An 18,506-nucleotide genomic window follows, 5' to 3' on the forward strand; every position below is an offset into this window, starting at 1 on the left:
TTGGGGTTGGGTTAAACCTTGCTCCACGATTGGGCGGGTCGCTTAATTTCGCCAAACAAAAATCAGAAAATATGTGCGGAATCGTTGGCTATGTCGGTCGGCAGAAAGCATCTGCGATTATCCTCGAGGGCCTGAAGCGGCTGGAGTATCGGGGGTATGATTCCGCCGGCGTCTGCGTGCTGCAGGGCCGTCAACTGGAGGTGGTGAAAAAAGCCGGCCGCGTCGAAACGCTCGTCAAGGAAGCCGCGCGCCACCAACTCACCGGCACCACCGGCATCGGTCACACGCGCTGGGCCACGCACGGCGGTGTCACCGATGCGAACGCGCATCCGCATGTCAGCAGCGATGGCAAGTTCGCGCTCATCCACAACGGCGTGATCGAGAACTACGCGCAGATGCGCGCGTTTCTCAGCACCAAAGGGTACACGTTCCACTCCGAGACGGACACCGAGGTGCTGTGCAATCTGATCGCCTACCACTACGCCAAAGAGCCGATGGAACAGAACGGCCACAGCCGGTTCCTCGAAAGCGTGCGCAAGACGCTCCGGCACGTCGAAGGCACCTACGGCATCGCGGCCCTGTGCGTTGATTTCCCCGGCGAGATCGTCGCCGCGCGTGAAGCCTCGCCGCTGATTCTCGGCGTGGGCGACGGCGAATATATCCTCGCGTCCGACGCGTCCGCCTTGATCAGCCGCACGCAGAACGTCGTTTACCTGAAGGACGGCGAACTCGTGCACCTCACGCCGGCGTCGTTCTCGATCACCACGCGCGACCAGTCCGACGTGTCGCCGGTGGTGGACAAGATCACCTGGTCGATCACCGACGCGAGCAAGGGCGACTACGCGCATTTCATGGAGAAGGAGATTTTCGAGCAGCCCGCGGCACTCGAAAACGCGATGCGCGGCCGCTTCGCCGCCGATGGCAGCACGGCGCAATTCGGCGGCCTGAACGTGACCGCGAGCGAATTCCGCCACATCGATCGGCTGATGTTCTGCGCCTGCGGCACGGCGTGGCACGCCTGTCTGGTGACCGAGCACCTGATCGAGCGGTTCGCGCGGCTGCCGGTCGAGGTCGATTACGCGTCGGAGTTCCGTTACCGCAACACGCCGCTGGGCTCGAACACGCTGTTCTTCGTGATGAGCCAGTCCGGCGAAACGATCGACACGCTGGCGGCGCTGCGCGAAGCCAAGCGCAAGGGCCATCGCGTGCTCGCGATCAGCAATGTGGTTGGCTCCAGCATCGCCCGGGAGGCGGACGGCGGCATCTACCAGCACGTCGGCCCGGAGATCGGCGTGGCCTCAACGAAGGCCTTCACCTCGCAACTGCTCATCGGCGCGATGATGGCGCTGTATCTCGCGCGGATGCGCGACATGAGTTTCACCGACGGCGTGCAGTTTGCGAACGCACTCAAGGCCGCGCCCGATCTTGTGCGCCGCGTGCTCGACCAGGCGCCGAACATCCGCGAGATCGCGAAGCGCTACGCCCAGTCGACCGACATGCTGTTCCTCGGCCGGCTGTCGCTCTTCCCGCTGGCGCTCGAGGGCGCGCTCAAACTCAAGGAAATCTCCTACATTCACGCGGAAGGTTATCCGGCCGCGGAGATGAAACACGGCCCGATCGCGCTGATCAGCGAGCGGTGTCCCAGCGTGTTCTTCGCGCCCGCCGGCGAGATTTTCAACAAGATCGTCTCCTCGATGCAGGAGATCAAGGCGCGCAAGGGCGCGGTGATCGCGATCACCACCGAAGGCATGCAGCTGCCGGCGGGGCTCGCCAACGACGTGATCGAGATTCCGGCCTGCCACGAAGCGGTGCTGCCGATCGTCGCGGCGATTCCGATCCAGCTCCTGAGCTACTACATCGCCGTGGAGCGCGGCTGCGACGTGGACAAGCCGCGCAACCTCGCGAAGTCGGTGACGGTGGAATAGGTTTCTGCGACCCAAAAACCTAGCTCCCCTCCCTCCGCTCGGCGAACAACAACACGTCGAACTGTGCCGGTGGCAGGGGATTTTTACGTCGCCAAAACGGGCTTTAGATTCTCGCGTAGCGCAAACCCATGAACATCCACCCGAGCCGGAACGCCTTCGTCGACCTTGCCCAGCAGGGAAACGTCATCCCGGTCTGCGCCGACTTGATGGCCGATTTCGAAACCCCCGTCTCGGCCTACGCCAAGCTGAAGGAGTCGGGCCCCTCCTACTTGCTCGAGTCCGTCGAGGGCGGCGAGAATCTCTCGCGCTACAGCTTCATCGGCTGCCGCCCCCGCAAGGTGTTCGCCTGCGGTGAAGCGACCACGGAGATTCGCGTGCCCGGCCAGCCTGTGCAGGTCGTGCCCACGCCGGTGGACCCGTTGCGGCTCATCGAGGACGAGATGCGCGGCTACCGACCCGTCACGCTGCCCGGACTTCCGCGGTTCACCGGCGGCGCGGTCGGTTTCGTCGGCTACGAATACCTCACGCGGATCGAGCCCACGGTGCCGGCGTCCGCCGTCAACGAGCTGGGCACGCCCCTGCTCTACTTCGTGCTCTCGGACTCGCTGCTGATCTTCGATCGTGCCAAGCAGACGCTGCGGCTCTGCGTCAACGCCCACGTGCGCGGAGATCCGCTGGCCGCTTACGACCAGGCCGTCGCCGAGCTGCACCACCTCTACGAGATCCTGAAACAGCCGCGCGAGATCTCGCCCGCGCCGCTGATCGAGCCCGACAACGTCACCGTGCCCGCAGGCAACTTCACGCAGGAGCGTTTCGAGGAGGTTGTGCGGCAGGGTCAGGAATTCGTCCGCGCCGGCGACATCATCCAATTCGTGCCCTCGCAGCGATTCTCGCGGACGTTCTCCAAAACGCCGCTCGATCTTTACCGCGCGCTGCGCACGGTGAACCCGTCGCCCTACATGTTCATTCTGGAAGCCGGCGACTTTTCGATCGTCGGCGCCTCACCGGAGGTGCACGTCCGACTCACGGACGGACGCGTGGAGATCCGGCCGATCGCCGGAACACGGCATCGGGGCGCCACGCCGGCGGCAGACCTCGCGCTCGAACAGGAACTGCTCGCCGATCAAAAGGAGCGGGCCGAGCACTTGATGCTGGTCGACCTCGCGCGCAACGACATCGGGCGCGTGTGCCGCTACGGCAGTATTCGCGTGCCGGAATTCATGGTCGTCGAGCGCTACTCGCACGTCATGCACATCGTGTCGCAGGTGGAGGGACAGATCGCGGCCGATCGCAACGCCTACGATCTCATGCGCGCAACCTTCCCCGCGGGAACCGTCACCGGGGCGCCGAAGATCCGTGCCATGCAGATCATCGCCGCCCACGAGCCCAGCCAGCGCGGCACCTACGCCGGCGCCCTCGGCTACTTTGGTTATGATGGCAACATGGATACCTGCATCATGCTGCGCACCGCGCTGTTGAAGGACGGCCGGATTCACATCCAGGCGGGCGCCGGCGTGGTCGCCGACTCCGTGCCCAGTTCGGAGTACCAGGAGACCATCAACAAAGCTTCGGCGTTGTTCAAAGCCGTCGCGATGGCGGAGCGGTTCTAGCGGCCGGTGACTTCGGAGCGCGGCCGTTCGCCCAAGTCGGGAACGTCGCCGGCTGCGAACAGGCCCTCTCGCCGGCCGCTTCGCGAACCGGTCCGTACGCATGTCGTGCTGCCTCGCTCGCTCGGCGGTTTGGGCCGCCGTTTCACCGCGGGACCAGCGCGTTAATCGAAGTCATATCCCTGTCGCCGCCCGATCAGGCTCCAAGGAGCATTTCTATAAGAGTTGCTCCCGCGAACATTAACGATGCTTGCGAAGAAAATCAGGATCGGCAGGATGCGGGAGCCTCCGGAGAGGGGTCGGGTGTACACCGTATTTTGCTCACTATCTGGGCCATCCTGTCTCATTTTTCGCCAAATAATGCGCCATTTGTCCCGATGGCAAAGTTTAGGCGTGCAGTTTCCCAAGGGAGGGTTCCTACATTGATATGGAACAGGTTTAGCTACAGTTCGGGAACAAATCGTTAGTCTCCCGCTTCTAATCCCGCACACATCATGCCCCTCAAAACGAAAGCCCTCTCCACTCCTGACGAGACCGAGACGTACACCGCTCCCACCGTCGAACTGCCGGACGCTCCTCCCTCCTTCCTCGAAAAGCCGGATCGCGTCGCGGATGTGCCGGTCGCCCATGGCGATCGGAGTAACCTGCAGCTTTATCTTCAGGAGATTGGAAAGACCGCGCTCCTGACCATCGATGAGGAAATCAGCCTCGCGAAACGGATCCGCAAGGGCGACAAGGCGGCCCGGGATCACATGATCAAGGCCAATCTGCGGCTGGTCGTGAAGATCGCCATGGATTACAAGGATTTTGGCCTGCCGCTGCTCGATTTGATCAGCGAGGGTAACATCGGCTTGATCAAGGCCGTGGAACGTTTCGATCCCCGCAAGGGCGGCAAGCTCTCCACCTACGCCGCATGGTGGATCAAGCAGTCGATCAAGCGGGCGCTCGCCAACCAGTCGAAGACGATCCGACTCCCCGTCCACCTCGTGGACAAGATTTCCAAGATGCGCCGCACGGCGATGGCGCTCACCGAAGAACTCGGCCGCGAGCCGACGGACGAAGAGTTGGCGATCGAGCTCCAGATCCCGACCAGCAAGGTCGCGCACCTGAAATCCGTGAGCGTCCGGCCCGCCTCCCTGGATGCCCCCGTCGGCGAGGAAGGCGACTCCGCCACCTTCGGCGAGATCGTCGGCGACGACAACGCGGTCAGCCCGTTCGAGGGCCTGCGCGAGAAGAATCTCAACTCGGACCTGCATGCCATGGTCGCGTCCCTCGATGAACGCGAGGCCGAGATCATCCGGCTGCGGTTCGGGTTGGACGGCAAGGACGAGCTGACGCTCGAGGAAGTGGGCCGCCGGTTCCACGTCACGCGCGAGCGGATCCGCCAGCTCGAATACCTCGCCCTGTCGAAGATGCGTAAGGCGATGGCCAAGCACGAGGCGATCCGCACGTCCGAGGAAATCGAGGAAGAGGATCGCGTCCGTCAGCGGATGGACGTGATTCGCGAATTCATCGAGGCCAAGTCCAAGCGGGTCGGCCGCACCGGCCGCAACTGACGCGAGGTCGTCTCCCCCCATTTCAAGGCCGACGAAAGTCGGCCTTTTTTTGTGCGGCGAGTTTTCCGCGATGCTCTGCTCCGGGTGGGCTGCGGAAGGAGCGGGACGGAAACGCTCCCCGCAAGAAGCTCCACCTTCTGCTCATGCGCAGGCCACCCCGCCACCTTCGGAATCCAGCAGCCGATGCCCGTCACTTCAGGTCGCCGCTGCGCAACAGATCCATCGCGGCCGCGTGACTGGGATCGCGACGGAGCACGCGACGGAGCAAGCCGATACCACGGCTGTGCTGGCCCAACGCGAGGCGCGCCGACGCTTCCAGGCAGAGCGCGTGCAGCTCCCGTCGCGCTGCGGCGTCCTCGCGCAGCACATCGGTCGGCATCGATGTGGCGAAAAATCCGATACCGCCGGGGGTCTTCGCCAGTTCCTGCGCATAGCACAGCAGCGCGCGGAGGAGTTTTCGCGCCCTCGCCTTTTGCCCGAGTCTGCGCTGAGCGAGCGCAGCATACACCGTGAGCTCCGAGTAGGTCTGCACGCTCATCGCCTGAAAATCGCCCGTGTAGCTCGCTGCTTCGCGCCACTCCGCTCGCGCGGCGCGCGTGTCTCCGAGTGCCGCGTGCGCGCAGCCCAGCCAGTAGTGGACGTCACTCTGGTTGATGAACAGGTGCCGGCCTTCCCCGAGGTTCTCCGGCACCGTCAGCGCCGTCTCAAACCAGCGCCGCGCATCTGCGAAACCGCCCGATGCGAAGGCCGCGCGGCCGAGCGACAGGTGCGTGCGCACGTGCTGCGCCACGGCCTGGCCTTCGGCGCCTTCCCACGTCTGAAACGCGCGCGAGGCCAGCAACGCCCTTGCCTCCTCGTGCCGTCCGACCTGATTCAGCAGCGCGCAGTATTCCAGCGAAAGATCGTCGCGGCGCCGCACCACCGCCCCCCGTCGCTCCAACACGCGCAGTCGGCTCGCTGGCGCTTCGGCCTGCCGCTTCGCCAGCTGGTCTCGCTCCAGCAGCACTCGCGCATCGTCGGGCGCGAGCTGGAGCGCCCGCGCGTAGGCCTGACGCGCCTTCGCGGGAGCACCGAGCGCGTTGTGATACGCGAGTCCGAGATTGCGCCACACGATCGCGAACGAGGGATCCAGTCGCGCCGAGGTCTCCCATAGCGCCACGGCCTCGTCGTGGCGCCGACGCGCGTAGAGCAGATTACCGAGATAATACCGTGCCCGCGCGTCCCGCTGGTTCGCCCGGCTCGCTGCCTCGAGCACCGCGATTTCCTCCAGTCGCGCCGGGAAACAATAATCCGCGGTCTTGCCCATCGCGCGCTGGCGCGCCTGGCGCGCGGCCGCAGCATCGCCGCGACGTTCGTGCAGCCAGCCGAGCGTATAGTGAATCAGCGGCCCCGCGCCCCAGCTCTGCGTCGGCAAAACCGTGCCGGCGTCCGGCTCCGGCGCGCCCAGGATCGCAATCGCTTCGTCAAGCAAGCCGGCGCGCGCGCAATCGTGCGCCAGATCCAGCCGGGTTTGCGCGTCACACGTCAAAGGGTCGCCGCGCAGCCACCGCGCCCACCAGTCCAGCGGATCCAGCTTGAGCGTCTCGTCGAGCACCGCCGTCGCCTCCGCCGCGCGGTCGAGCCGCCGCAGCACGATCGTTTTCAAATCGCGCGCCCGCAGATTATCCGAGTTCCAGCGCAATGCCTGCTCGAGGTGTTCGCAGGCTTTGCCCCAGTCCGCGCGCCGGCAATCGAGTTCGGCCAGCGCATGAAACCCCGCGGCCGCGCACGCCTGATTCCAGGTCGACTTGTAGAAGGCCGCGCAAGCTTCCTCCAGCTTGCCGTCCCGTTCATCTCGCGCATCCGGCGGCAGCGCGTCCGCTTGGTGAACAAGGCAGAGCCCGAGATGATAGTAAGGCTCGCCGTCTGGCGGATTCGGATTCCGCGACGTCAAGCGTTCGATGGCGCGTCGAAGATGGATCTCCGCGAGCGCGAGCTCGCCGCGCCGCAGGTGCCACCCGCCGAGGGCGTGATTGCAGCGAATGTCGAGCGGATCGCGCCGCAGCGCCTCGCGCCAGTAGAGCGAGGGGCAGCGCGTCGCGTGCCGGTATTGCTCGAGATGCACCCCGATCAACCAAAGCTCGTCGGCCGACTTCACATCGCGCGGCAGCGGCGGCTTGACCGCGGGCGCCGGCGGCTTCGTCGCGATCGCCGGCTTGGGCGCGTAGCTGATCACCTCATTCCCCTCGGCATCGCGCACCGCCAGCCGCAGCGATCGCGTGCGGAGCTTGGGTGGCAGTCCGACGTTCTCGAGCAGCGGCGCGCCCGGCGCGAGGTCGCGCGTAAACGTGGCGAGGAGCTTGGTTCCCAGGGTCAGCGTCACGACCGCGCGCGACAATCGCCTCGTTACCGCCACCCCGACGCGGCACGTCGCTCGGGCTACGCTCAGGTGTACCGCGGCCGTGTGATTCGCCGCCTGAGTCTGCCCGATGCGCTGGATCGGATACCAGAACTGGGTCCATACCTTTGTTTCGCCGGGCTGCAGGAAAGAGAAATCGGGCTGATTGTCCGTGTAAACGCCGGCCATCAATTCGATGTACGGCGGATACTCGCCGTCCGCCGTCGGGTCCGTGAGGCTGCGGTCGCGCGCGTAGCCAAACTCGTGATTGCCCCACGTCCACTGTTTCTTGCCGGGCGCGAGGTGATGGTTGGCGACGTGAATCAGCCCGGTCTCCGTCGCATGATCATAGCCGCCAAAAAAATCCTCCTTCGTGCCGAGACACATGTAAGAGGTCGGCACGGGAATATTCGCGTAGAACGAGAGATCGTTCGGCGCGTAGTCGACCGCCGTTTTCCCGCCACAATGCGACGGCACATAGCGCGACGGCCGTTCCCGCGCCGGCACGCCGGACTTTGCCCGCGCGCCATAGTCCACGCCGTAGTAGCGTCCGGTGCAGAGCGGATAGGCGCTGGTCGCGCGTTTCGCGTGATCCGCGACGGAGTTCACGTCCGGCGGGAAAAAGCTTTGGTAGTTTTCATGCACGCGCACCGCGACATTCGCCCACCAGAGGAACGTCTGCGGCAGCGCCGTCCGGTTGTAGGCGCGAACCCGCAGTTCGACCGTCGCGATGCCCGGACGCAGACACACCCCGTGCATCCCTTTCATTCGCGCCAGCGGATCGTGATCCGAACACCAGACGGTCCTCGCGCCGTCTGCGTGCCTCTCGATCTCGATGTCGGTCGGCAGAAACGTCGCCGGCCGGTGGTGCTGCGGCCAATTGAACTCGATGCCGCCGCTCACCCACGGCCCCGCCAGCCCAATCAGCGCCGGCTTGATCACCTGCTGGTGATAAATGAGGTCGCAGCCGTTCGTCTTGTCCTGAATGGCGTGGATGCGGCCGCCGAGTTCGGGCAGCACCAGCACCCGGAGAAACTCGTTCTCGATCCAAACCGCCTTCCACGTGTGGTTCGTCTTCGTTTCGGCGATGCGGTCGGTGTAGGGCAGCGGATAGACATTGCCGCTGCTGCCCTGGTAGACGCGGTCCTCGAAGAAAATCGGATTTTTGTCCGGCGCGTCCGGCAAGTAGGTCGGGAGGACGAGGTCAGCGAAGGAGACCTGTACGGCAGAGTCGACGTTCATGGGAGGCGGCATTCCGCTTATCGCGTAGTCGCTCTTCTCAGATTGTCCACGCCGCAGCCAATCGGCTCGTTCGATTCGTGGCCGCGATCGCCCGCCGCCATCCGCCGGTTCGGTCGGGCCGGTTATTGGGTCCGCACCACGGCCGCCGTCACGTCCTGTCGTTGGCGAATGAAACTCGCGCGGTTCTGCTGCGCCGGGAGGGGCGTGCCGTGGGAATCCTCGCCCCCACCGAAGTAGATGGCCGCCACGTCGCCCACCTCGATGGCGCGACCGCCGGGCTGAGCCATGTCGCCGCCTGCGACGAGCACGCAACCATCGATCGTCCTGCCTTCGACCTCGCGTGGATCGATCGGACCGGTCACGAGCACCGGCACCGCCTGCTCGCGCGCCGAGATATTGTGCAGGTTCACGGGCCCGCTGAACCGGACGCCGGGCGCGCTGATCCCGGTGTCGCCGTACGTCGCCCAGTATTCCGCATCCGCCGTGCGCAACCCGCCAAAGCGGCGCGTTGGACTGGCGATGATGACTCGCGCGAGGTCGGCGATTCCGTCGTAGAGCACCTCCAGGAAAAGCGACTGCTGCACCGCGGTTTTTCGACCGACCGTGAAGACGCTCAGATTCGTCGCTTCGTCGGCGCCGGCGATCGCGATCGTGGCATGGCCCTTCACATAGTTGATCTCCTGCCGGTAGTTTTGCGGGAACGCCGGTGCGCTCGCCGCCGCGAGCGAGACCGTCAGCTCGCCAGGGCCCGCGAATTCGATCTGGACGATGTCGTCGTTGAGATCGAGGTAGGAGGCCCGGACCATCTGCCCCGGATCGGCGCGGATCGTGACGATCGGTCCGGTTAACAATACCTGATCGTAGACATTGCCGTTGGGATGCGTGATGTCCGCGGCGAATTCGTAACCGCAGCCCGTCACCTTCTGCGGCTGATCGGTCACGCGTACCGTGACCGTGCCGGCTGCGCTGCGCCCGAAGCCATTTCGCGTCGAGAGGCTTAGCGTGTAGCTTGAACCTGCCGCGAGCGGGCCGGCGGCAACGGTCAACTGTCCGGTGTTCGCATTGACTGCGAAGACTCCCGCGCCGGTGCCACCGGTGATCAGCCAATCGCCGACCTCCCCCGCGTCCGGATCGATCGCCTGCACCGTGCCCACGACCTTTCCCGAGGTCGCGCCCACCGGCACCGCGAGGCTCTGCGCCGGCACGAATGGCGGGCTCGTCGAAGGAGAGTAGACGGGCCGCAGCGCACTCGGATCGCCCGTCGGCGGCGGGGCGTGATCGTTGGCCGGTTCGCGCGGACCCAGTAATTCCGTCAGCAGCGGGGTCAGCCCGTCGGCCCAGACTTGATAACCTTGCAGCGTCGGGTGCAGCCCATCGCCCATCATGCCCGGCAACAGCGCGCCAGCCGCATCCGTGAGGCGGGAGTTGACGTTGAGGAATCGAACCGTCTGCCCGTCGGCGAGCGCCGCGAGCCCCGCGTTGATCCGGTTGATCGTCGGCATCACCGCCAGCGTACCGCTCGGAAACAGCGCGGTCAGGATGATCGTGGCGGACGGCGCCTTGTAACGACAGCGCTCGATCAGATGCGCCACGCCCTCGACCAACGCAGCGACGCCGGCATCGGAGCCGATGGCGGTGCCAACATTGTTCGCGCCGGCGAGGATCACGATCACATCGGGATTCACGCCGTCGAGTTCGCCGTTCTCGATCCGCCACAGGATGTGCTGCAACCCGTCGGCGCCCCAGGCAAAGTTGCCGGCATTCCAGCCGCGAAAGGTCGCGTTCCAATGTTCGAGAAACGCGGCGTAAAGGGCTTCGCTCGCGCCCCAGCGACGCGCGATCGAGTCACCGACGAAGTAAACGTCGACTCCGCCGCGTCGCGCTTTCGCGAGCAGCTGCTCGTGCGCCAGGAGCGAATTGCCATCCGTCCGCGCCACCGGCGTGCTGAGCGACTGCGCCTGCGCCCATGGGGCGAGCAGCAGCCCGCAACACGCGAGCCACCCCGCCGGGCGCAGTGCGGGCCGCACCGCCCGGAGGCTCCGGTTGATCAGAAAAAATCGGCTCTTCATGGTCGTGCCGGTCCAGGCACGCGGACGGCACCAGCCCGATTCGGCCGCGGGTTGGGCCGCGAGTAAACGGTCGCGTCACACTGATTTCAGAACGGGCGGCGCACCGCTCGAACTGGAGCCGCGACGCCCTCGTCGCGGCACAACCGAAGAATCTGACGGCTGGCTTGCGGCTAAGCTTCGCCGGCCACTCTCATCGCGAGCTATTCGATCTGAATGATCCCGCGGCGAACCGCGACGACGATCGCCTGCGTGCGATCGGACACGCCGAGCTTCGTCAGGATGTTCGCCACATGGATCTTCGCCGTGCCCTCCACCACGTGGAGCTCGGCGGCGATTTCCTTGTTGCTCCGGCCCTTGGCCACGAGCTTCAGCACGTCCAGTTCCCGCGGCGAAAGCTGCGCCATCAATCGCTCGCCCATGCGCATTGCGATCTCGGGCGGAACATACTGCTCGCCCGCGTGCACCTTGCGAATCGCCTCGAGCAACCGTTCCAGCGCCATCTCCTTCACGACAAAGCCCGACGCGCCGGCCTTGAGCGCCTGATAAACCTCCTCGCCCGCGGCATAGTTGCTGTAGACCAGCACGCGCACATTGCCAAATTCGCTGCGCAGCGCGCGGATCGCGTCCACGCCACTCATCCCGTGCATCCGCAAATCCAGCACGACGACGTCCGGCCGGTGCGCCCGGTAAGCCTCGATCGCTTCGGCGCCGTTCTCCACATCCGCCACGACTTCCATGTCCGGTTCGTCACTGGTGGCCGTCACGAGCCCCATGCGCATGACCATGTGGTCATCCACGAGCAGAATCCGGATCTTGTCAGAACGAACGGTTTTGTGCATCGGTCGCGATCAGTGGTTGAGGGTGCAGCGGCACGGACACCCGGATCGTCGTCCCCTGCCCTGGCAGGCTGTGGATCTCGATCTCGCCCTCGAGCTTGCGCGCCCGGTCGCGCAGTCCGCGCAGCCCGAAATGGCCTCCGCTCTTCGACAGCACGTCGTCCGGCTCGAACCCCACGCCGTCGTCGACCACCGTCAGCGCCACGACGTCGGCCTGATAGTCCACTTGAATCGCGATGCGTTGCGCGCTCGCATGCCGCACCGCGTTCGTGGTCGTTTCCTGCGCGATCCGGAGCAGATGATGCTTCGTGGCCGACGGCAGCGGCACCGGCGTGCCGGATACGTCGATACTGATTTTGGCGGTGCCGGGATTGATCAGTCCGGTCAACTTCCGCAGGGCCTCGCCGAGTTCCGTGTCCGCGAGCAGCGGTGACTCCAAGTCCCACACGGCGTGCTGCACCTCGTGGCGCGTGTAGGACACCATGTTGCGCACGACCTCCAGGCGGGAGCGCACCAGGCCGGTCACCGAGCGCAGCTTGAGCGTCGCGTCCAGTTGCAGGATCGCCCCGCTCAAACCCTGCTGCAGGCTGTCGTGGATTTCGCCCGCGAGCCGATTGCGCTCGGCCAGCGTTGCCGCGTTGCGGGTCTCCTCGTTCAGCTGCTCCATGGTTTTCTCGAGCTGGCGGGTGCGGTCGCGCACCAGCTGCTCGAGCGCGAGATTGCGCCGACGGGCGCGCCGGCTCGACCATTCGACGAGCCCGACGATGGCGAATACGAGTCCGAGCCCGTAGGCGACGTAGGCACCCGACGTCCGGGGCCACGGCGGAAGGATTTCGAAATCGAACGTGGTCGGCTCCGCCGGACGATCGCCCCGGCCGGCGATCCTGACCTGCAGGTGGTAGGTGCCCTCGTGCAATCCGGACAGGCTGAGCAGTGAGCCGGAGCCCAGCGTCGCCCAGCGATCCGCGCCGTTCAGGCGGAACTCGTAGATCGGCGCGCGCCGCCAGGCATAGGTGCCGGAAAAGAACCGCAGCGCGACGCTGTTCTGGTCGAAACGCAGCCGCAGCGGCTCCGCGCGCGCGCGGTGGCCGTGAAGCAGCTCGACATTCGTGCGACTGTCCTCGACCGAAACCAACTGCGGCTGCAGCGCACCCGGCCGCTCGCTGGCGCGCCGTTGCTCCACATGATGCAGCGAGCGTCCGGCCGACAGCCAGACGTCGTTGTGCGGCAGTACATGGACCACCGGATACCGATCGTTGAGTCCATCGAAACTGTTCACGTCCATCTCGTAGTCGCCGTCCTTCGGGGTGAACGTCACCACCCCTTCCTCGTGCGCGGCCCACAAGGTGCCGCTCTCGTCCTTCTCCATGCGAATGATCCAATGCGGCGACCGCGCCAGCAGCCGCTCCAGCTGCGGCGCCGCGCAGAACGATTCCGTGCGCTCGTCGAAATACAGGCGCTTGCCGATCGCGCCGCTGAGCACGACCAGGTCGTCGACGATGCCGACATTCACCCACTGCATCGCATTGCCCGCCAGTTTGTCGAAGGTCCGCAGCTTGATCCGGCCTTCCTGCAGCGAGAGCCGCGCCACCCGGTTGGCGCCGAGCTCGAGCCAGGCCGCATGCGCGGTCGCATGCGTCACCGCGGCGGGATGCCCTACTCCGCCAATCCGCGGGGCGCACTCGGACCATTGGCCGCCGGCCCAGCGCAACGCGGCGGTTTCCGTCTTGCCGATGGCAAAGCACAGATCGGCGCCCACCATGATCAACTGCTGCACATCCTGGACGGACGGCACCGGCGTGAACGTACCGTCGGACTCGGCCACGAACACGCCCGCCGAATTGCCGACAAGCATGCGGGAATCGAACGCCGCCGCGGCCCACGCTCCGGTCGGCGGCGTCGGCATCGGCTCGAACCGGCTCGCCGCCCCCGGCGGCCCGGCCACCGCTGCATACAGCCGCCCCCGCGTTGCCACCACCACCCGCCCATTCCAACGCACGACCTTCGGCCATTGCACCGGCAACCCGAGCCGCTGGCCAAACACCGTCAGCGGGCTGCCGTAGAGCACCTTTTCGATCGAGTCTTCCGTCACCACCCACAACACGCCCGGCTCGCGCGACCCCAGTCCGGTGATGCGGTGATACGGGGGCGCGGTCAGCGCCGAGGTCAGCTCACCTTCCGGCGAAACCAGGAACAAGCCGCGGTCCGCGATCGCCACCGCCGTTCCGCCATCGATCAGGTGATGCACGGCGGAAATGTCTCCGGTCAGCCCGTGCTTCGCCTGCCAGGGCCACTCCGTCGCGCTCGCACCGTCGAAGACCACCAGCCGGCCGTCGCGAATCCCGAGCAACGTCCGCGTATCATCGAGCGGCGTCGCGAACTCGACCGCGGAGCCGGCGAAATCCGTGTTCGCGACCGGCCGCAAGATTCCCTGCCGATAGTCGAGTTCGTGCAACGGGCGCTGATAGGGAGAAACGAACACCCGCTGGCCGACGCGAAAGATCGCGCTCAATCCGCCCACCTCGAAATACCGGCACTGTTCCTTGGCCGGATCCCACCACACCACGCCTTCCCAGCCTGCAAAAAAGATCCCGTCATCGTTCGCGAGCAGCTCAGAAAAGGAGGCCGTGAGCGTCCATTCCGGCCGATCCGCCGGGGCGAGCGGAATCGCGCGCAAGCGTCCCTCGGCCGAGAACTCGACCCGGCCCCACGAGCCGCGCGAGCCGTAGTAAGCGCGGCCCTCGGACGCCTGGAGCACGCGGACGATGATCACGCCGTCGTCCGCCGGCTGACCCGACATGTCGACCCAGGTCGTGTCGTTGAGCACCTCGTAAACGCCGTTGTGGGTCACCGCCAGCCGCCCGAACGCATCGAATCCGAGCCGTGGTCCGCGCGGAACATTGCCGATCTCCTCGAGCGGATAAGAGCGCGTGAAAGGCAGTCCCCGAATGGTTTCCTTGCCGCAAGCCCCGGAGGCACCACTGAACAGCGCCAGCCCAAGGAGGAAGCCGGCTTGAACGGCCCGCGGCATGCCCTTGCCAGGCGCGCCCTGGGCGTCAACCGGCCGCCACGGCGACAAGCCGATTGCCTTCCACTGCAGCGTAAAGGGGTGGGTCCACCGCATCATCGAGCGAGCGCAGCGTGGGACGCTCGCCGCAACCCGTAAAGCCGTTTCCCCGACGCGGCGGAACGCGCCCGCGCTTCGGCGAAAGCTTGGCGGCCATCGGTGCGCGAAACGCGTTGAGGGTAACGCGCTCCCGCGTTCACGGCACGTCTGCGGCTCTGCCGCGACTCCCGCACGGTCTCGGGCCCAGCACGATTCGTCTAGGAAGATTCCCTATGCCTAAAGAGATACTCGGGCGTATTTCGAATGCGCGATTGATGCCGGCCCGTCGTTGCCGCCTCATCGGCGCAGTCGACGGCAAATAGGCTACCTCCACCGTGGCCGGCCGCCGATCCCAAGCTACCCCCACCTCCGTCTGCCATGCGCGACGCGCCCTCCTGCAAGCCCGTCGGGAACGTGCCGGACTCATCACGGCCGCCCGCCACCACCGCCGACTCCGCCCCCGCGGAATCCGCCACAGCGACGCCCCACCCGCGCCGCGTCACCCAATTGGACGTCGCCCGCGCGGCGGGCGTCCACAACACCACGGTCTCGCTCGCACTGCGCAATAGTCCCGCGATTCCAGAACCGACGCGCCGGCGGATTCAATCCATCGCCGAGCAAATGGGCTACAGTCCGGATCCCGCCCTGCGCGCGCTCGTCGCCTACCGCAATGGACTCGCCGCGAACCGCCGAACCGAGTCGATCGCGTACGTGACGGACAGCGCTACGCGCTGGGGCTGGCGCGACCTGCCCGCCGAGGAACAGTATTTCGCCGGAGCACAGCGGAAGGCGGCGGCGTGCGGGTATCAGCTCGAACATTTCTGGCTCGGCGAACCCGGCATGAGCGCGCAGCGGCTGAGCAGCGTGCTGTTCTACCGCGGCATCACCGGACTGCTGCTCGCGTCCCAACGGTGCACCCGCGCAGACGCGCTCGACTTCGATTGGACGCGTTTGAGCGCGGTGAAGATCGGCTGGCTGCCGCACACGCCTGTTTTGCATCGCGTCACCAACGACTGCACGGGTGATCTGCGGCTCGCAATTCGCCAAGTGCTCGCGGCCGGCTATCGCCGCCCAGGCTTGGTGCTGCCGTCCGCGTGGGACGAAGCGGATGACCAGGCGTGGTCCGTCGCGTTCCTGACCGAGCGAGCCCGGCTCGCCGAATCCCAACGCGTTCCCATTTTGTTTCAGGAGCCCGGCATCGCGAACTCCAGCGAGAGCGCCCTGCCCGACGGTTGCGCGATCGATGACGTGTCCGTGAGCCGCTGGTTCGACGAATTCCGGCCCGACGTCATCCTCGGGCCTGCGGCGTTGCTGCCCGTGTTGCAGGAACGTCGGATTCACCTCGGCAAGGGCGTGGGTTTTGTCGGCCTGTTCCAGCAGGAACCCGCTGCGGCCATCGCCAGCGTTCGCCAAAGCAGCGCGCGCGTGGGCGAAGTTGCCGCGGAACTCTTGATCGGCCAGCTGCAGCAAAACCTGCGTGGCCTGCCCGAGATTCCCACCACGACCTTGGTGCAGGGTGTCTGGTGTGACGGTGCCTCGCTGCCGCGCCGGCGGATCTCGACCTGGCCCGAACGCGTGCGGAGATTCGCCGAGGAGCACCGCAAGACCGCCTCCGCAGCGTAGCCGCGGCGGACCGCCGCTTGTCACCCTCGGCATTCCGGGCAGGAGCGGTTTTCGTCGCGACCGGCTGCGATGCGCGACATCGCGGCGGAAAGCCGCTCCTACCCTTTCCCCGCGTGAGCAAGCTCGCGGCCTACGTGAGACCAGCCACTCTCGAACCAGACTTCAATTCACGTTCGTTGAATTGACGAGGAAGGGCGATCCGTTGAGGTGCAGCTCGCCGGCGAACTCGTAGCTGAAGTTGGGATCAATCGGGGTGTAGAGCTGGTTGTTCCGCCGGTCCTTCACCGGTCCCATCAGGAAGCTCAGGACTTTCTTCCCGGCAAAATCGGCGACCAGCAGAATGTTTCCACGCCGGGCCACGCCGACGGCGACCGGGTCGCCTATCCGCGAGTCTTGCACCCGTTCATAAACGACGCCCTTGCCGTGCAGCGTCACCACCGCATCGATCGTGCGGTCACCGCGGCACGCAACGTAGAACAGATTGTTCAACGGATCGCTCGAATCGCGGCCGCCTTTGCGAGGCGGCGGCAGGAGCGGCAGATTGCGGGCGGTGTGCCGCGCGAACGCCATGCTGGTCGGATTGCGGCCGACCCTCACCGTTCCGATCTCCCGCAACCGACCGCGCACCTGCCTCGACGACCGTACCATCAACGACGAGGTGTCGATGATGTGCACCGTGCCGTCCTCCGTCGCGACGTAGGCCTTGAACCGGTCGGTGGAGTGGTGACCGACCCTTTGGCCGGCGAGCACCGCGGTCGGGCTCTTCATCGTCGAGTACCAGACGATCTCTGGCTTGATCCCGGGCCGCACATCGAAAGTCTGCGGAAACTGCGTCGGCTCCGACCCCCGCGCCGCGAGCGTCTCCTGGAAATTCGAGTTCGAGCTCAACCAGCTCTCGCGGGCATACGAAAACAGCGGCGTCAGGTCGAGGATCACGACTTTGTCGTCGTCCTTCGAAGCGACGATGGCGTAGCCGCTCCTCGCCACGACCGACTGCCACGCGCCTTCGTAAACCAAGGCGCGGGAACGGTCGTCGGAAAGATCGATCTGGCTGAGCACGCGGCCGCCGGTCGCGGACGGGCCGGTCCACAATCCATTGCTCGCCGCCGCGACGGAGTCCGGAGCCGCCATCGGCAGGTCGACGTAGCCCAACAGCTTGAAATCCGAGAAGCTGCCCTGATTCGGCAGTGCCATGTACGGCCACGTGTGAAACGGAAGGTATTTCCCTTCGAGCGCCACGACCGCGAGCTGCCCAACGTGTCGGTCGGTGTCCCAGACCGTCACGAGAGCGAACTCGTTGCTCGTCGTCACCGCCACGGCGCGGGGCACCTTGTTCGGCGGAAATTTGAAGCCTGGATACGGGCGCTCCTTGGGACCGCGGCTCGTTTGCGTGCCGGCCACCGCGAACAGCCCGTCCCGGTAGATGACAATGGCCTCGTTTTGCTCCATGGCGTAGTTGCGCACCATCGCCACCGGTTGCTGGAGCGGGCCGCCGTTCAGCGCAACGTAGTGGGCGTCGCGCGTCTGCGGCTCGGGGTGCGGCCGGCCGCTGGCGTGGTCCAGGCGCGGACTGATCGCGAAAACCTTGCTGTAGTAGGCGTAGGTCTGGATGCGATCGAGCCCGGGATCGTCCGCGGGGTCGTCCGGAATGTACGCGACGTTCCCGCTGTCGCTCCAGTAGTCGCCGTCGGGTTCTGGATGGTCGCCCAGCTCGTACGGTCTGATGCGCACGTAGAACTTGTCCGGCGGAATCTTCGACGGACGCTTGGGCACGGTCGGCCGCGTATCCGGCACGCCGGGATTGAGCTGCTCGAAGCTCGGGCCGAGTCGCGCGTCGACCGCCGATTTCGTCCAGCTCAATTGCGCCGCGGAGTAGCCGGTGCCGGGCGCATCGCTGTGCTGCAGGTCCGTCTCTCGGGCGTCACTGTCGCCGGCGCGGACCGAAGCCGGCAGCGCCGTAGCGAGGACAGCCAGACACGAAACCAGCTGGGTAAGAATCTTCATCTTCAAGCGCTGTCGGGAATCTACCCAGCCCGGCGAATTTACAAATTGGTCTCGCGCATTCTTCGACTCGCTCGCCGATGAAGCAAGGCGGGGACATGCGATGGCTCGCGCGCCAACCGACGCTGGCTCCATCGGACTCTATCAGCGGGTCGCGACGCACT

At 65.9% G+C, this 18,506-nt stretch carries 9 protein-coding genes; 4 read left to right on the top strand and 5 right to left on the bottom strand.

Annotated elements, in window-relative coordinates:
• Positions 1-71 precede the first annotated feature (71 nt).
• The 3 genes from glmS to OTER_RS17050 all read left to right on the top strand — a co-directional run bounded on the left by glmS (position 72) and on the right by OTER_RS17050 (position 5,088).
• Complete coding sequence (gene glmS / locus OTER_RS17040; RefSeq protein WP_012376173.1) at positions 72-1,925, top strand: glutamine--fructose-6-phosphate transaminase (isomerizing); 1,854 nt, start codon at positions 72-74, stop codon at positions 1,923-1,925.
• Between the two features lie 128 nt (positions 1,926-2,053).
• On the top strand, positions 2,054-3,535 hold the full coding sequence (trpE, locus tag OTER_RS17045; RefSeq protein ID WP_012376174.1) for an anthranilate synthase component I: 1,482 nt from the start codon (positions 2,054-2,056) through the stop codon (positions 3,533-3,535).
• 491 nt (positions 3,536-4,026) lie between these two features.
• Positions 4,027-5,088 carry a sigma-70 family RNA polymerase sigma factor gene (locus OTER_RS17050; RefSeq protein WP_012376175.1) on the top strand — a complete coding sequence of 354 codons (1,062 nt, stop codon included), beginning with the start codon at positions 4,027-4,029 and terminating at the stop codon, positions 5,086-5,088.
• Positions 5,089-5,278: 190 nt separating this feature from the next.
• Here OTER_RS17050 and OTER_RS17055 read toward each other — a convergent pair whose 3' ends face one another.
• The 4 genes from OTER_RS17055 to OTER_RS24340 all read right to left on the bottom strand — a co-directional run bounded on the left by OTER_RS17055 (position 5,279) and on the right by OTER_RS24340 (position 14,739).
• Entirely contained in the window at positions 5,279-8,707 is a 3,429-nt protein-coding gene (locus OTER_RS17055) for a DUF5107 domain-containing protein (protein WP_202795991.1), read from the bottom strand.
• 122 nt (positions 8,708-8,829) lie between these two features.
• On the bottom strand, positions 8,830-10,776 hold the full coding sequence (locus OTER_RS17060; protein WP_012376177.1) for a GDSL-type esterase/lipase family protein: 1,947 nt from the start codon (positions 10,774-10,776) through the stop codon (positions 8,830-8,832).
• A gap of 200 nt (positions 10,777-10,976) precedes the next feature.
• Positions 10,977-11,615: a response regulator gene (locus OTER_RS17065; RefSeq protein WP_012376178.1), complete on the bottom strand. Its 639-nt coding sequence runs from the start codon at positions 11,613-11,615 to the stop codon at positions 10,977-10,979.
• Positions 11,593-14,739 (bottom strand): sensor histidine kinase, encoded by a 3,147-nt coding sequence (locus tag OTER_RS24340; protein ID WP_012376179.1) that lies wholly within the window; start codon positions 14,737-14,739, stop codon positions 11,593-11,595. Before OTER_RS24340 ends, OTER_RS17065 begins: the two co-directional genes overlap by 23 nt.
• A gap of 357 nt (positions 14,740-15,096) precedes the next feature.
• Here OTER_RS24340 and OTER_RS24345 point away from each other — a divergent pair, with 357 nt between their 5' ends.
• Complete coding sequence (locus tag OTER_RS24345; RefSeq protein ID WP_012376180.1) at positions 15,097-16,341, top strand: LacI family DNA-binding transcriptional regulator; 1,245 nt, start codon at positions 15,097-15,099, stop codon at positions 16,339-16,341.
• Between the two features lie 162 nt (positions 16,342-16,503).
• On the opposite strand, the gene OTER_RS17080 is transcribed toward OTER_RS24345, so the two are convergent.
• Complete coding sequence (locus OTER_RS17080) at positions 16,504-18,345, bottom strand: YncE family protein (RefSeq protein ID WP_012376181.1); 1,842 nt, start codon at positions 18,343-18,345, stop codon at positions 16,504-16,506.
• Between the last annotated feature and the right edge of the window lie 161 nt (positions 18,346-18,506).

The organism is Opitutus terrae PB90-1 (assembly GCF_000019965.1).
Taxonomy (GTDB): Bacteria; Verrucomicrobiota; Verrucomicrobiia; order Opitutales; family Opitutaceae; genus Opitutus; species Opitutus terrae.

What these genes read in the sequence shown, in the direction of transcription:
- OTER_RS24340 (WP_012376179.1), bottom strand. Translation starts at nt 14,739, where the DNA reads ATGATGCGGTGGACCCACCCCTTTACGCTGCAGTGGAAGGCAATCGGC.
- OTER_RS17055 (WP_202795991.1), bottom strand. Translation starts at nt 8,707, where the DNA reads ATGAACGTCGACTCTGCCGTACAGGTCTCCTTCGCTGACCTCGTCCTC.
- OTER_RS17065 (WP_012376178.1), bottom strand. Translation starts at nt 11,615, where the DNA reads ATGCACAAAACCGTTCGTTCTGACAAGATCCGGATTCTGCTCGTGGAT.
- OTER_RS24345 (WP_012376180.1), top strand. Translation starts at nt 15,097, where the DNA reads ATGCGCGACGCGCCCTCCTGCAAGCCCGTCGGGAACGTGCCGGACTCA.
- OTER_RS17050 (WP_012376175.1), top strand. Translation starts at nt 4,027, where the DNA reads ATGCCCCTCAAAACGAAAGCCCTCTCCACTCCTGACGAGACCGAGACG.
- OTER_RS17080 (WP_012376181.1), bottom strand. Translation starts at nt 18,345, where the DNA reads ATGAAGATTCTTACCCAGCTGGTTTCGTGTCTGGCTGTCCTCGCTACG.
- trpE (WP_012376174.1), top strand. Translation starts at nt 2,054, where the DNA reads ATGAACATCCACCCGAGCCGGAACGCCTTCGTCGACCTTGCCCAGCAG.
- OTER_RS17060 (WP_012376177.1), bottom strand. Translation starts at nt 10,776, where the DNA reads ATGAAGAGCCGATTTTTTCTGATCAACCGGAGCCTCCGGGCGGTGCGG.
- glmS (WP_012376173.1), top strand. Translation starts at nt 72, where the DNA reads ATGTGCGGAATCGTTGGCTATGTCGGTCGGCAGAAAGCATCTGCGATT.